Raw genomic sequence first — 15471 nt, forward strand, 5'->3', positions numbered from 1 at the left:
TTGTGTCTTTTAAGAATGTTAATTTAAATCAGAGCTATTAAGCTTTGGATTTAAAGAGCTTTTTAGGCAAATGAGCGATAAGTGGTATACTTTTTCCTACCAGTGACCTAGGTGCTATGGGAATAAGGCAGTATAATGTATAGATTTACTATCTACTTATATTATCAGTGGTTTATAAAGATGAGCGTTAGTGATCGATCTTTTATCCCGAAATAGGGGCTGCTTAATAAGAGCTACCTAAACCTCAATGATAATATGAGCGTTATTTTAATGTTCATTAAAATTTCTGATGGTTTATCTTTAGGCGAATAGCGACCATGGCATTTTTAGAAACCTCAAGCGCAAAGATTCCGCTACAGGATGGTAATAGCAATGCCTATCGCTTTGACTATCCGGAAATCTACGTTTTAATACTGACGGTTATATTACTCGCTGTACATTTTAATTTTAGTCCAACCTCAATGGCGCTAGTGGTCATTGTCTGTCTGCCGAGCTTGATGCTTTTAATTTATAACTATCGTCGCCAAACCAGTTTTTGGACCTCGAACATTGTCATTATCTTATTATCGGCGGTCATCGGCTCGATACAGTTTTGCCCCATTATCTCGCTCAGCTTATCGGCGCTCATCGGCTTGCGAGTTATTCTTAGCAGTCCGGAAAACCATCTAAAACTCATAGCGGTTTCCGTAGTCACGGTCATTGTTTTTTATTATGTGAGTGTCACCTTAAGTAGCGCTCAGATAGATTGCCACGAAGGCTTGATTACCCCCGTTATCTTATTGGCCAGTATGCTGGTGCTATTGTGCCATTTTCGCCACGTTTATCATGACTATATAAACTATGAAGCACGAGCGCAGCAAGCGGTTGGGCGTCTCAATACCATGGTTTCTGTGATTAATAAGTTAACACGCTTTGTGCCGCTGCAAGTCTGGGAGCCAATTGTAAAATCTGACAGTCCCGTTAACGTCGATAATAAACGTGCCAAGCTAACGATTATGTTTTCAGATATTGTCGGCTTTACCGAACTGTCTGAGAGTTTGAGCGCAGACAATTTGGCTGATATCTTAAATACCTATATGCACTGTATGACCTTAATTGCCAATAAGCATGGTGCGGTATTGGATAAATTTATTGGCGATGGTATGGTGTGTTTTTTTGGCGAACCAAACAGCCGCGGACCGCGTCAAGATGCACTAGACTGCGTGGCAATGGCCATAGATATGCGCCGTGAGATGCGCACCTTGCGGCAAAAATGGCGTTTGTTGGGCTTTGAGGGTTTGTATATTCGCATCGGTATTACCACAGGCTACTGTCATGTCGGTAACTTTGGTAGTAATAGCCGCCTAAGCTATACCCTCATTGGGAAAGAAGCCAACCTAGCGTCAAGGCTTGAGGCGGTCGCTGGCAAAGGACAGATATTTATCAGCGACAGTACCTATGATTATATCTCGCATGATTACGACTGCGAATATGCTGGTGCTTTTCAGCTTAAAGGTTTTGATAAAAAAATAAACGCTTGGCAAGTACTCGATCCTGATGAGAATAAAGGTCAGTTATCAAAGTGGGTTGACCACACCTTACCAGGTTTTAATTTGCATCTGAATTTTAGAGACATGCAAGACAATGATTATCAGGATATCAGAAATCGCTTAAATCTGGCGCTGGCGCGTATTGAAAAAGAAGAGCAGACGATAGCGCTTGAGATGTTAGAGGCAAGTAAGCAAGAAAACAATCGTCATTAATAAGCGCAGAATGAAACCGATTTGAGTGATTTGTAGAAATGAATGTTTATAGCATGACAGTTAAATTTGCACGCAGGATTACTAGCAGTAAAAATAGAAAAAGCCAGTTATGATAAATAACTGGCTTTTTTAGTTTACTGTCAGCGTGTTTTCAACTAAATGAGCTTGGATAATCAAGCTAAGTCATAAAACACTACAAGTATTTAATGGTTTTCTTTGGCATGGTTTAGGGTGTACTTAGGAATCTCGATGGTTAAATCTTCATCATCAAGCATGACCTGACACGATAAGCGCGAATCAGGTTCCAAACCCCAAGCGCGGTCTAGTAAGTCGGCTTCGATATCGTCCATCTCATCTAAGCTATTAAAACCTTTACGTACCACCACATGACAAGTCGTACAAGCTTTTGACATCTCGCAAGCATGCTCAATCTTGATGCCTTTTTCTAGCAGCGCTTTACATAAGTTGCTGCCTGCCTCTAGTTCGACTTCAGTACCTTCAGGGCAAATTTCATGATGGGGTAATATAGTAATTTTTGGCATAAGTTGTTTGTCCGCTGCTAATCAATTAAAAAAATAAAAAGGGTCCGCCTAGTTCAACTGCTAGGTAATTTTCTTAGGCGTATATATTGTTAATGGTATCTGCTACCAATCTTGGGCACTGGTGCCTGCCATACTGGCTTTAACACTTTGATTCATAATGCGGGCGGCAAAGGCATCACTGTGTGGCTTTAACTTGGCTTGTTTGGCTTCGATAATGGCTAAATCATTAGTGTTAAGCGCGCTTTGCAGGTCTTGCATGGTTTGCGCCAATGACTGCTGCTCTTCAGCTGACACTAATGCTGAAAACTCGTTAAGCGCCGATTGTAGTGCCAATAATTCACGTTCAGCTTTTACTTTGGTCTCAATTAAAGAGCGCACATTTTTATCTTCTTCAGCGTATTTAAAGCCTGCAATCAATAGCTGCTCTTTTTGCTCATCAGACAGACCATAAGATGGCACAATTTCGATTTTACTTTCAGTTTTAGTGGTGGTTTCTTGCGCACTGACGGTTAGCTGTCCATTGGCATCAATACTAAAGGTCACCTCAATACGTGCAAAGCCTGCTTTCATCGGTGGAATGCCGTATAGCTCAAAGCGTCCAAGTGAGCGGCAGTTATCGACCGTCTCACGCTCGCCTTGTACCACATGGATGACCATGCCGGTTTGACCATCTTGATAAGTGGTAAACACTTGGCGTTTTTTAACCGGAATAGGGGTGTTACGCGGAATCAGTACTTCAACCAACCCGCCCATGGTCTCTAGACCAAGCGATAAAGGTGTCACATCAAGTAATAACAAGCCATTGTCACCATCGCCATTGACCAATTGATGCGCAGACTGTGCCGCACCTAAAGCGACGACTTCATCTGGATTCAAGCGGCAAAGCGGCTCTTTAGCAAAAAAGTCTGCAACCACTTGCTGAATTGCTGGCATACGCGTAGAACCACCGACCAAAATCACTTCATCTAAATCAGCGGCAGATAACTTGGCATCACGCAGTACTTGCTCGCAGACGCTCAACGTACGGCGACTGACAGGCTCTGCAATCGTTATCAAATCTTTGCGACTTAAGACGCCTTGATAAGATTGCTCATTGACCACAATGTCGATATCGACTTGTTCAGCATCCGTCAATGCTTGCTTATAGCTCTTAGCTTGTTGCGCAAGTATTGATTTGTCATGCAAGCTTACGTCTTTGGGGTCAATGTTTAATTGCTTAATCAGCCAATTGGTCAATAAGCGGTCAATATCATCACCACCAAGCGCACTATTGCCGCCTGTGGCCAATACTTCAAATACGCCATCGCTTAGCTTTAAAATAGACACATCAAAAGTACCACCACCCAAATCATAGATTAAGTAGTAGTTTTCAGTATCGTCATCGGTAGGTTGGTCGAGACCGTAAGCGACTGCCGCAGCGGTAGGCTCATTTAATAGGCGTAATACATTGATACCTGCCGCCTGTGCCGCATCTTTAGTGGCTTGACGCTGTGCTTCATCGAAATAGGCTGGCACAGTAATCACCGCACCTTGTATGCTCTCATCGGGCAAGGCACTTGCGGCACGTTGCTCTAGCGCTGCTAAAATACGCGCTGAAACCTCAACAGGAGATACTTCCCCTTGCGCCGTCACAAACGCAGGCATCGCATCTTTGCTGCCACTTAACTCATAAGGATGGGAGAATTTAATATCTGCTTGGCTACGACCCATAAAGCGCTTAGCCGAGATAATCGTATTTTTTGGATCATCTGCTAAGTGAGCAAGGGCATCATAGCCAACCACTGGATTACCTGTGCTTGGATAGTAGACCACAGACGGTAACAAGGTATCTGTCGTTGTCGCTGCTTGCAAAACTTGCGCCTTGCCTGAGCGTACCACAGCGACCAGTGAGCGCGTGGTACCAAGGTCGATTCCTAGACCAAAACGATGCTGGTGAGGTTGGGCACTTTGATTGGGTTCGGCAATTTGCAATAAAGACATAAGAAAACTCAAAGATAAAATGAATAAGTGAAATGGAACAAAGGCAATATATGGGCGACTATCATTTAACCGCTGTACTATTAACTGCTATTAATAATCTAATTGTTATTAATAATCAAAAATAGTTAAACGTAGGTATTTAAAAACATACGGACTTAGAAAGCCATGGTAAAAATGTTAGTTAAAAGGCAGTTAATATCTGCAATTATACGGGATAGCAGCAATCATTTTAACCATACCCTCATATAAACTTGTCACTCGTAAAGTTAAACAGTGCTACTTAGCATGAGGTTAAACGTATAAGTCATCATCGTCTAAATGCTCAGCAGACGCGACTTCATCAAGTCCTATGGTCACATCGGCATCTAACTTTACTAAGAACTTTAACTTTTGTGTGGCGTCAATCGCCGTTTGCCAGTCTTGGCTTTGGTAAGCTGTGTTAAAACGCTCTGACTGTTTGGCTAAACGCTCAGTAATCTGTGGGTGTAGCTGCTTTAGCGCTGTCAGCTCTTTATCTTCAATCGCCTCATCTAAGTCAATACGCATTTGCATGGCATCTTCTAAGAAGTTTAAATCAGCAATAGAATGCTCCAAATTTTGGGCTTGACCTGCAATATCTAACAAATAGCTGGCACGACTATCGGGCACACTTAGCGTTTGATAAGCTTGGTTAATAAGCGCTGATGCCTGCTCTGATTGTTGCTTAGCTTGCGCGCTATCTGCCGCATTTTTATCATTTGCTACCGATAAGTTATCCGGATGATAGCGTTTTTGTAGCAGACGCAGCTGCTGATCAAGATGCTCTTGATTGACCGCAAATTGTACAGGTTGTTCAAATAAGGCAAAGAAGTTATCAAACTGTGCTTCTGAGGTGATGTCTGTCATATCGTCTGCCTTCATTTCTATTTATTATTGTGAGGACTTTACTGTTTTGATGGTCGTTTCAAATACTTTTTTAATAACTCAGTATTTAAGCGCTAATCGCTTGAGTGTCAATCGTTTAGCGCACTCTCGTTTAAGCCTTTAAACCGTAAACGATTCACCGCAGCCACATTCACCTTTTTGATTGGGATTGGTGAATTTGAAGCCTTCGTTAAGACCTTCTTTTTCATAATCCATCAATAAGCCATCTAAATAGACCAAACTTTTAGGGTCAATAAAAATATTAACGCCAAGGCTTTCATAACGGGTGTCATTTTCGTCAGGTGTGTCAACAAACTCTAAGACATAAGCCAAGCCTGAGCAACCCGCTGTGCGGATACCCACTCGAATGCCTTCACCTTTACCGCGATTGTCCAAAAAATCTCGAACATGCTGAGCGGCGCGTTCTGTCATTTCAATCATGCCAACTCCCATTGACTCTCAAAATCGATAATAATAATTCACGCAAAATGCTTATTTTGTGTAGAGCTTAGTACGAATAAAGCGTTGCGAGTAATAACTTGCCAATAAAGCGTTAAAAAATAAATAAAAGGTGACAATTACATGAGCGTTATTGTCACCTTATTAGCGTTAGTAGCTTCTAACGTTACTGCTCATGGCTTTTACTAAAATACTGCTATTAAAGTATTGCTGCTAAAGCACTGCTACTAAAATATGGCTACTAACGCTCATTACATTAATAAGCGCATACGCTCTAAATTAGCTGGTTGCTTCTTCAGTTACCGCAGCAGCGCTATGTTTGCCTTTATAGTCGCTAATCGCGGCTTTAATGGCGTCTTCTGCAAGTACAGAGCAATGCACTTTTACTGGTGGCAATGCCAATTCTTCAGCAATATCCATATTTTTGATTTCGCCAGCTTGATCCAAGCTTTTGCCTTTTAGCCACTCGGTGACGAGTGAGCTTGACGCAATTGCTGAACCGCAGCCATAGGTTTTAAAGCGTGCATCTTCGATGATACCGTTATCATCGACTTGGATTTGTAGACGCATCACATCGCCACATGCTGGCGCACCAACCATACCTGTACCAACGTTTTTGGCATTTTTGTCAAGATTGCCGACGTTGCGTGGGTTTTCGTAATGATCAATAACTTGGTCACTATAGGCCATGGGATTTTCTCCTAGTTAGATGATGAGTAAGCATTTAGACGATGAAACTGAATTAGTCACTTACTAACGCTAAATGCTTGTCTACTCATCGATAATTGGGGTCAAACATGTCGTTCATAAAACTGTATTTATAAAAACTAAATGTATGACTATCTAATTAATGGTTCAGCTAATGGTTATATTTGATAACCATTAGACGTTTTAACTATTAAAAGTTTTACTGGTAAATATTAATGCTCAGACCATTCTACCGAGTCTAAATCAACGCCTTCTTGATACATATCCCAAAGTGGTGATAGGGCACGTAGCTTATCAACCGCTTCATGCATTTGCTTGATAACTGTATCAATGTCTTCTTCAGTGGTATAACGACCAAAGCTAAAGCGGATTGAGCTATGCGCCAACTCATCTGGGCGACCAATAGCACGCAATACGTATGATGGCTCAAGCGTGGCTGAGGTGCAGGCTGAACCTGATGATACCGCCAAGTCTTTTAGCGACATCATGAGCGACTCGCCTTCAACAAAGTTAAAGCTGATATTAACAATATTTGGCACACTGTTTTCTAAATCACCGTTTAGATAAATCTCTTCGATATCTTGTAGACCGTCCCACAGTTTTTGGCGTAGCTTTGCCGCGTGAGCATGGTCTTCTGCATAGCGCTCATTGGCTAAAGCAAATGCGGCACCGATACCAACGATTTGATGCGTTGGCAACGTACCTGAACGCATACCGCGCTCATGACCACCGCCATGTTGTTCCGCTTTTAGGCGAACACGTGGTTTACGACTGACGAATAATGCGCCGATACCTTTAGGACCGTAAGCTTTATGACCTGAGAAGCTCATTAAGTCAATTTTCATCTTTTCAAGATCGACCAATACTTTACCAACTGACTGAGCACCATCGACGTGGAAGATAACGCCCGCTTCGCGAGTGATTTCACCAATCGCCGCAACATCGGTAATCGTACCAAGCTCATTATTTACTATCATCAGTGATACTAAAATTGTATCGTCACGTAAAGCTGCTTTCACTTGCTCTGGTAAAATCAAACCGGTGCTTGGCTGCGGCTCAAGATAGGTAATCTCAAAGCCTTCTTGCTCAAGCTCACGGCAGGTATCTAAAACAGCTTTATGCTCAATTTTACTGGTAATAATATGCTTACCACGAGACTGATAAAAGTGTGCTGCGCCTTTAATGGCTAAGTTATCTGATTCTGTCGCACCCGAGGTAAAGACGATTTCGCGTGGGTCAGCATTAATTGCTTCAGCCACTTGCCCGCGAGCCGTTTCTACCGCTTCTTCCGCTTGCCAGCCATAGCCATGTGAACGTGATGCTGGGTTACCAAAGATGCCGTCTACTGTCAGATATTCGCTCATCTTGGCAGCGACTGACTTAGCAACTGGCGTAGTGGCGGCATAATCTAAGTATATAAGGTTGTTATGTTGGCTCATGCTGGGTTTGCCTCGCTGGTCGATAGGGTAATAGTATTGATGTCTTTCATAGAAGTTTCTTTTGGAAAAGAGAGGTGCTGACGGTCTGAGACTGACTGCACGTGTTCCATGTCTAATAATTGCGCTAATGTTATATTTTTCAAGTACTGTTCAACATGATTAGATAGAGCGCACCACAAATCATGCGTTAGGCACATTGTACCACTTTGACAGTCGCCGCGTCCGCCGCACTGCATTGCATCCACAGATTCATCGACGGCAGAAATGATGCTCATCACATCAATCTCATCAAGTGGTTTGGCCAGATGATAGCCGCCTGCTGCACCGCGAATACTGGTGACTAAACCACGTTTACGCAGTTTGGAAAATAACTGTTCAAGATAAGAGATAGATATCGATTGCCGCTTAGCAATGTCTGATAAAGAGACGGCGCTCTCTTGTTGGCTGGTTTGCAGTGCCAAATCAAGTAAAGCGGTCACGGCGTATCTGCCTCGAGTAGTCAAACGCATATATTATCTCCAAACCTTTTAAGGATAAATTTATTTAACAACGATCTTAGTCATGTCGTATTTTTAGAAGTGTGCCGCTTGCAATCATTTATGCCATCAATCATTTATAAAGCATAAGTGGTTTATTGGCAGCGAACTATTAATAGCTAATAGCATTTAATACTTAACGGCATTTAATACTTAATAGTATTGACACTTCTATTAAGGGAAATCATCTATCGACTAAGTGGTGTCTTGTCGCTATTAAACAGCAGATGGTTTACCCGATGTGTACAACGATAGAGTCATTATAATCAATCCCGAGTAATTTAGTCAAGATTAAAGTGTGGTTGAATGGTGAGTGCAACTTATGACCATGATTGATAAAAACAATGACGCAGATATTAAAGGTAAATATGAAAGAGGAGTAGCGAGGAGGAAAAGTGTGCAATAGCGTGTATATGACAAAAAGCGTTTAATAATGCTAAGCATTATTAAACGCTACATCGATATGAAGCTATTATATTCTTAAAAAAACGATTTGTATGAAATATCAGTATTTATAAGCGATCAGCGGCCGTGCATTGTTGTAAAGCTAATTCATTATCGAATTAGATTATTAAAAGTTAAGTCATTATAAATAGAGCGATGATAGCGGCAATGGCGATAACAGCAGCGACTATGCTCGTAATAATAAAGGTCTGCTGTTTACTTTGTAATTCTTTTACCGTGGTTTCAAGCTCACGGTTTTTGATGGTCAAAGTGGTGATTTGAGTTTGCTGCTCTTTAATACGTAGCTTATAGCTCTCTTTTTTATCGGCCTTTTCAGCTTCAGTAGGCTTGGGCTTGCTTTTGCCGCCCTTAATCTTTTTAATCAGGCCTTGAATCAAACTACCAAGACCCAGCTGCATAATAAACTGCTTCACCAACTGTACTTGCACCGACTCACCACGCATTTGTAGCTTTTCGGTGGTTTCGCTGTCGTGGGTAGTGATGGCATTAATCACTTGAATGCTATAAGCATTGATAACAACGTCAGGCTCAGTACGCCCGATAGGCAAGCGGTCGTCCAATAACACGCCTTTGGTACTAAAAGTGGCAAAAACTTCCACATGCGGTAAGTACAATCTTAGCGCGACGACAGTCTCTTGCTTGGCAAGCGGATAAGCGGCTTTACGGAGCTCTGGGTCTAAGCGTAACAGCAGGGTCAGCGCCGACTCGATAAACACCAATATGATATTAAGCAAAGAGTGAGACAACGTAGAACGCTTCATGTAGATAATCCGTTTTTATGGTGTAAATGAAAGACAAAAGGACAGGCAGGGATCAAAGTCGACCCAAAATGTACAATAGAATTGCGCTTATAGTAACGCCTTTATAATAAAAAGTAACGCCCGTTTCTGTCAGTTGTTAATTTATTACCTTACAATTTGCCAGTCAATAAAGACACTGGTATTTATGACTGACAATGTATTAGTATGGCTTGGCAGTTATTTTTATCGATAAAAATTGGTTTTTAGCAGCGCAGTCAGGTTATTAAGCGCTTTAATAAGCGTTTGATGACATTGTTTATGCGCAAGCTAAATTGTTTGTGCACCAGCTATTATAGTGTTTAACTGGCTAAGCTGATTTTTCTACGTCAAATGACACAAGACCTAAGCCAAATACACAAGCTAAAATAGCGATTTTGCAAAAAAGTTGCAGCAGTTTTGAGTAACATTGGGTGTCAAATACGTAGTAGAGTGCACAAAAATATGTAAAATCGCTTGCGCTCCTTATGCTGCCTTGCTATAAAGACGTTAACAAAGCGAAACCTGTTTATACGCCAGTCAGGTGGTTTTTATTGCTTAAGTACTCTGAGAGCGATACAATACTTGGCGTGAGCGTTTTTTTACCCCCTAAAACTTGAAGGAAATTTTATGAATAAGTCAGAATTAATTGATAGCATCGCCGAGAAAAGTGGTCTAAATAAAACTCAAGCTGGCGAAGCTTTGAATGCAGTAATGGAAAGTGTTGGCGAAGCTCTAGAAGCTGGCGATAGCATCTCATTGGTTGGTTTTGGTACTTTTAGCGTAAAAGACCGTAAGGCTCGTACTGGCCGTAACCCTAAGACTGGTGAAGAGCTTAGCATTCCAGCAAGCAAAGTACCAAGCTTCAAAGCGGGTAAAAACTTGAAAGAGCGTTTAAACTAAGCCGTTTAAAACAAGCCGCTTTATTTACGCCATTTCATTTAAGCTATTTTATGATACACAGATGCTCGTTGACGACGTGATACACGCATAACAACAGCGTTTGTTGGCAGTAAATTGATGATGGCAACTTGTGGCTTAAGGCACAATCAAAGTACAATTTAAGTCATGAGTGATGTAGCAAAAAAGCACCTAGAGATTAGGTGCTTTTTTTAGTGCTATAGTTTGTGTCAATTAGTGTGAATAGTAGCGTGAATATTTTGAGTCTGCATTAAAAATCACGTATCATAGGGCGCGCGATAGATGTGTTGTTTAAACAAGAGGTTTTAAAAACCTTGCTATAAGCTTTGTCAATAAGCCTTGTTTTGCAACGATAGACTGCACACGTTCTTCTTCTTACCATTGCCTGCTTATACAGCGTTGATATTATTAATAGTATTACAATGGTCTTTCATCAATATAGGTTAATAAAGCAGAGATAACTATGGATAAATTGCGCGATTTTTTAAAAAGCTGGCCAGGTCGCATTTTATTGATTTTATGCCTATCGCCGCTCGCTCTATTGGGTGTCGAAAGCTACTTTGGAGGCGGGGTCGATCCCAACCAAATCGCTCAAGTAGGTGACGCAAGCGTGGGACTGTCCGAGTATCAGACTGCGGTAAACAACCGCCGTACCGAGCTTTTAGACCAAGTTGATGATGCCAGTTTATTAAATGAAGATGTGCTACATGAGCAAGTCTTAAAGGGATTGATTGATCGCACTTTACTAGAGCAGCAGGCTGGTAAGCTTGGTATGACGGTTTCTGATGACACCATTAATCGCTTATTGCGCCAAGAAGAGATCTTTAAAGATGCGGAAGGCAACTTTTCTAACGATCAGTTTTCAAACTTTTTACGTCAGCGCAATATGACCAAAGACCAGCTGTTTGCAGAGTTCCGCAACCAGTTAAGCTTAGACCAGCTCAACGCCAGTATCGTAGGCACAGCGGTATATCCAATGCAAGCGGTCAGTCAATTGATTGACCTGCAGCTAGAGTCGCGCAATATTTGGCTGCATCGTTTTAATTGGCAAGACTATGCTGAACAAGTAAAGTTGAGCAAGGGTGATATCCAAGCCTATTATGATGCCAATAAAGACAAGTTAAAAAGCGCTGCCATGGTTGATTTGGCTTACCTGCAACTGAGCCCGCAGGCCATTGAAGTTAATGAGGTTAGTAAAGAAGATGTGCAGCAGCAGTATGAAGCTTATAAGCAAGGTCTGGCTGTCGTTGATGAGCGTAAAATTAGTCAAATCTTGCTAACCGGTAAAGATGCCAAAGCGCGCGCTGATAAGATTAAAGCCCGTCTTGCTAAAGGTGAGTCATTTGCTAAGCTGGCTAAGACAGAATCTGATGATCCATCAGGAGAAACAGGTGGCGATATCGGACGCTTTAATGCCTCGGTATTTGGTAATGACGCCCCAGCGGTTGAAAAAGCACTTGAAGGCTTGAGTGTTGGTGATGTCAGCGCGCCTGTAAAGACCAGCTTTGGCTATCAGATATTTACTGTGACTGAAGATAATGGTAGCAAAATACCAAGTCTAGACAGCATGCGTGCAGAGTTAACGGCTAAAGCCAAAGAGTATAAACGTCAGGAAATGTATGCGGATAAAGTGACGGCGATTAACGATTTGGCGGCAGATGGCTTTAGTATTGAAGATATTGCTCAGCAAGAAAACGTCGCATTAAAACGTATCAAAGACTATCGTAAAGAAAACAATCAATCTGCTTTGGCGCAGCCTGCGGTGATTAAGCAAGCGTTTGATGAGTTTACCATTCAAGACCAAGCAGTGACGGCAGGTATTGAGGTCGGTAATGGCACGGTATGGGTACAACCAAGTAACTATCGTCCAACGAAAACGCTATCTTTGACAGCAGCGACGCCAAGAATTACGCAGATATTGCGTCAACAAAAAGCGACGGCACTAGCACTAAAAGAGGCGAAGAAACTGGCCGCTGGTATTAAGACGCCTGCTGATATTGCTAAACAACCAGTTAAGCTACAAGCGTTAGGCGAAATAAACCGTCAGACCACGCAATTGACCGAAAAAGAGCGTGGCTTAGCCTTTAGTCAGCAAGCAGCCGCCAATGGTGTGGTGGCAGTAGCGAGCGAGACTGAGATGGGTGCGACGTTATTGGTCGGTGATCGCATCAAAACAGAGCAGCAATCGCCGTTATCTGATGCCCAAAGAGCCCAAACTGCCGCCATTATTCGTGATAATTTAGGTCAAGATCAGCTGCAAGATTATCTAGATTATCTACGTATGGTGTACAAAGTTGAAATTAATAAAACCAATATGGCCAATGCGCAAGGGCGTTAAGCGACCTATAGGGCACTTATTAAACCATTTGTTTTAATAAGCTTTATCAAATCTTAAATGTAAAAAAGCCACTATTAATAGTGGCTTTTTTATGTAATACGATTCTTATTTATTCTTAATGATTTTGTCTTAACAGCATTATCTTGACAGCAGATTAATGGCGGAAATGACGCATACCAGTGAATACCATGGCGATACCATGCTCATTTGCGGCGGCAATCGTTTCGTCATCACGCATAGAACCACCCGGTTGGATGATAGCAGCAATACCGACTTCAGCAGCGTTATCGATACCATCACGGAACGGGAAGAAGGCATCTGATGCCATTACCGCGCCTTCAGTAGCAAGACCTGCGTGCTCAGCTTTGATAGCGGCGATACGCGCTGAATTTACACGGCTCATTTGACCTGCGCCAACACCGATAGTGCGTTGACCTTTGGCATAAACAATGGCGTTAGATTTGACATATTTAGCGACATTCCAGCTGAATAGCAAATCAGCAATTTGCGCTTCCGTTGGCTGGACGTCAGTGACGATTTTTAAGTCGTTGGCAGTAATTAAGCCCAAATCTTGCTCTTGCACCAATAAACCACCATTGACGCGTTTATAATCAAGCTGGCTTTCACGCTGCTCAGGCGTTGGTAATTCACCACAAACCAAGACGCGCACGTTTTTCTTGCTCGCAGTTGCTTCAAGAACGCCATCCTCAATACTTGGAGCAATGATAACTTCGACAAATTGATTGTCAATAATGGCTTTAGCAGCAGCAAGCGTTAGTGGGCGGTTAAAGGCGATAATACCACCAAAAGATGACTCAGGGTCGGTACTAAAGGCGGTGCGATAAGCCGCTACTTGATCGCTATCTACGGCCACACCGCAAGGATTAGCGTGTTTTACGATAACACAAGCGGGTGCACTAAAGGCTTTAACACATTCAAGCGCGGCATCGGTATCAGCGATATTGTTATAAGACAGCTCTTTACCTTGCAATTGCTGCGCGGTTGCAATAGACGCTTGCTTGCTTTTTAAAGCATGATTTTCAACATAAAAAGCAGCGTTTTGATGAGGGTTTTCACCGTAGCGTAGGTCTTGTACTTTTTCAAGTTGAACGTTAAAGGTACGTGAGAAACTCTCTGGCGTTTGAGTTTCATTAACTCGGCTACCCAAGAAGTTTGCAATCATACCGTCGTATTGTGCGGTATGCTCAAAGGCTTTAACCGCTAAATCGTAGCGTAGGGCATGGGTCAGTGTGGTACCTTCGCCTAAGGCTTCGAGTACGCGCGTATAATCAGCAGGATCGGTCACAATACCAACATGGGCGTGGTTTTTTGCTGCTGAACGCACCATAGTAGGACCGCCAATATCGATATTTTCGATCGCATCATTCATGGTCACGTCAGGACGCGCAATGGTTTCTACGAACGGATAAAGGTTGACGACGACCAAATCAATACGTTCAATGGCGTGCGCGCTCATCACCGCGTCATCGGTACCACGGCGCCCTAGAATGCCGCCATGAATCTTAGGATGCAAGGTTTTAACACGGCCGTCCATCATTTCAGGGAAGCCGGTATAGTCTGATACTTCGGTCACAGCGACGTTGTGCTCGGTCAGTAAGCGGTAAGTGCCGCCGGTCGATAGTAAGCCAAAACCTGCTTTTAGCAGACCTTGAGCGAATTCAACGATGTTAGATTTATCGGAGACCGAGAGTAGGGCAAGTGGGGTTGTACTCATAAAAAAAGTTCCATAAAAAAAAGCCTGACGTAAACGCCTGGCAAGGTAATAATGGCAAGTAGTACAGAGTGTATCGTGATTGATAAGATCATAAACTCTAGCTTTGCCATAAATAATGACTGTGAAAAGTGGCTTTGAAAAACGGCTTTGAAAAATGATAATTAAAAGTGGCCGTTAAAAAGCACTGGAAAATAAAGGCAGCGCGCCCATGGTTTTAGCACTATTAAGCAAAAGTATGGGTCATCTAAGCAAAATTAGAGGCAGCAAGGCTAAGCCATTCTACATTAAACCATAGATTTTTAGCTTTTTGCGTAGCGTACCGCGATTGAGCCCCAAAATTTGCGCGCACTTGGTTTGATTGCCTCGGCTCTTTTCAAGGACAACAGACAACAGCGGTTGCTCTATCTCTTTTAAAATAAGCTCATATAAGTCTGTTGGCATCTCATCACCTAACATCGCAAAATACTGCCGCACCACACGTTCTACATGCACCCGCAGGGGTTCATGAACATGAATGCTATTGTCTAAAGAAGACTCTACCTCGTGAATTGAGCGATGGTAGTCCTCTTTATAGTAATCAGCAGGATTCTCAGCATTTTTGTCAAAATGATTGGCATTATACTGTGCATGTGGTGCCATAAGATAATGTCCTTGAGCGTAAAGAAAAACCATAAGGCGTTTGAGCGCTATTATAACAAAGTCATCGCCTATCACAGCAATAGATTGGGCATTACCATAGCATTGAAGCTATTTATTTCTATTTAATAGACTGTTTTAGAGCGATTGGCTTTAATGTTATTGGATAGCATCGTATTTTTGATAAATGATGCCCTTACTAAGAACTTTCTGTAATAAGAGCTGTCTTTTTATAAAAGATAATTTTGCATAAACTATGTGGTTATTCTTGCATAAGTCATGTGGCTATTA

General features: G+C 42.3%; 13 protein-coding genes. 3 read left to right on the forward strand and 10 right to left on the reverse strand.

Annotated elements, in window-relative coordinates; genetic code table 11:
• The first annotated feature begins 317 nt into the window (after positions 1-317).
• Positions 318-1742, forward strand: a complete 1425-nt coding sequence (locus B3Q63_RS06210; protein ID WP_296174941.1) for an adenylate/guanylate cyclase domain-containing protein — start codon at positions 318-320, stop codon at positions 1740-1742.
• A gap of 203 nt (positions 1743-1945) precedes the next feature.
• Here the strand turns inward: B3Q63_RS06210 and fdx are convergent, their stop codons facing one another.
• The 8 genes from fdx to B3Q63_RS06250 all read right to left on the reverse strand — a co-directional run bounded on the left by fdx (position 1946) and on the right by B3Q63_RS06250 (position 9535).
• Positions 1946-2284, reverse strand: a complete 339-nt coding sequence (gene fdx / locus B3Q63_RS06215; protein WP_201565424.1) for an ISC system 2Fe-2S type ferredoxin — start codon at positions 2282-2284, stop codon at positions 1946-1948.
• A 102-nt stretch (positions 2285-2386) separates the two neighbouring features.
• Positions 2387-4264 (reverse strand): Fe-S protein assembly chaperone HscA, encoded by a 1878-nt coding sequence (gene hscA, locus B3Q63_RS06220; protein ID WP_296174943.1) that lies wholly within the window; start codon positions 4262-4264, stop codon positions 2387-2389.
• A gap of 291 nt (positions 4265-4555) precedes the next feature.
• Positions 4556-5149, reverse strand: coding sequence for a Fe-S protein assembly co-chaperone HscB (gene hscB, locus B3Q63_RS06225; protein WP_296174947.1), 594 nt, complete (start codon positions 5147-5149; stop codon positions 4556-4558).
• Positions 5150-5287: 138 nt separating this feature from the next.
• Positions 5288-5608 carry an iron-sulfur cluster assembly protein IscA gene (gene iscA, locus B3Q63_RS06230; protein WP_149489769.1) on the reverse strand — a complete coding sequence of 107 codons (321 nt, stop codon included), beginning with the start codon at positions 5606-5608 and terminating at the stop codon, positions 5288-5290.
• A 297-nt stretch (positions 5609-5905) separates the two neighbouring features.
• The gene (gene iscU / locus B3Q63_RS06235) at positions 5906-6316 is read right to left on the reverse strand and encodes a Fe-S cluster assembly scaffold IscU (RefSeq protein ID WP_183620927.1); all 411 of its coding nucleotides are present in this window, start codon (positions 6314-6316) and stop codon (positions 5906-5908) included.
• A gap of 230 nt (positions 6317-6546) precedes the next feature.
• Positions 6547-7773, reverse strand: a complete 1227-nt coding sequence (locus tag B3Q63_RS06240; protein WP_201565954.1) for an IscS subfamily cysteine desulfurase — start codon at positions 7771-7773, stop codon at positions 6547-6549.
• Positions 7770-8282, reverse strand: a complete 513-nt coding sequence (locus B3Q63_RS06245) for an Rrf2 family transcriptional regulator (RefSeq protein ID WP_201565956.1) — start codon at positions 8280-8282, stop codon at positions 7770-7772. The genes B3Q63_RS06240 and B3Q63_RS06245 overlap by 4 nt, the downstream gene beginning before the upstream one ends.
• Before the next feature lie 605 nt (positions 8283-8887).
• The gene (locus B3Q63_RS06250; protein ID WP_296174957.1) at positions 8888-9535 is read right to left on the reverse strand and encodes a hypothetical protein; all 648 of its coding nucleotides are present in this window, start codon (positions 9533-9535) and stop codon (positions 8888-8890) included.
• Positions 9536-10180: 645 nt separating this feature from the next.
• Here B3Q63_RS06250 and B3Q63_RS06255 point away from each other — a divergent pair.
• Together B3Q63_RS06255 and B3Q63_RS06260 are read left to right on the forward strand one after the other, a co-directional pair.
• Positions 10181-10453: an HU family DNA-binding protein gene (locus B3Q63_RS06255; protein WP_068404475.1), complete on the forward strand. Its 273-nt coding sequence runs from the start codon at positions 10181-10183 to the stop codon at positions 10451-10453.
• Positions 10454-10934: 481 nt separating this feature from the next.
• Positions 10935-12809, forward strand: a complete 1875-nt coding sequence (locus B3Q63_RS06260; protein WP_296174963.1) for a SurA N-terminal domain-containing protein — start codon at positions 10935-10937, stop codon at positions 12807-12809.
• Positions 12810-12963: 154 nt separating this feature from the next.
• On the opposite strand, the gene purH is transcribed toward B3Q63_RS06260, so the two are convergent.
• Both purH and fis read right to left on the reverse strand, forming a co-directional pair.
• On the reverse strand, positions 12964-14544 hold the full coding sequence (gene purH / locus B3Q63_RS06265; protein ID WP_296174966.1) for a bifunctional phosphoribosylaminoimidazolecarboxamide formyltransferase/IMP cyclohydrolase: 1581 nt from the start codon (positions 14542-14544) through the stop codon (positions 12964-12966).
• Positions 14545-14823: 279 nt separating this feature from the next.
• Positions 14824-15216 carry a DNA-binding transcriptional regulator Fis gene (fis, locus tag B3Q63_RS06270; protein ID WP_349676423.1) on the reverse strand — a complete coding sequence of 131 codons (393 nt, stop codon included), beginning with the start codon at positions 15214-15216 and terminating at the stop codon, positions 14824-14826.
• Between the last annotated feature and the right edge of the window lie 255 nt (positions 15217-15471).

The organism is Psychrobacter sp. UBA2769, from assembly GCF_002352555.1.
Classification (GTDB): domain Bacteria; phylum Pseudomonadota; class Gammaproteobacteria; order Pseudomonadales; family Moraxellaceae; genus Psychrobacter; species Psychrobacter maritimus.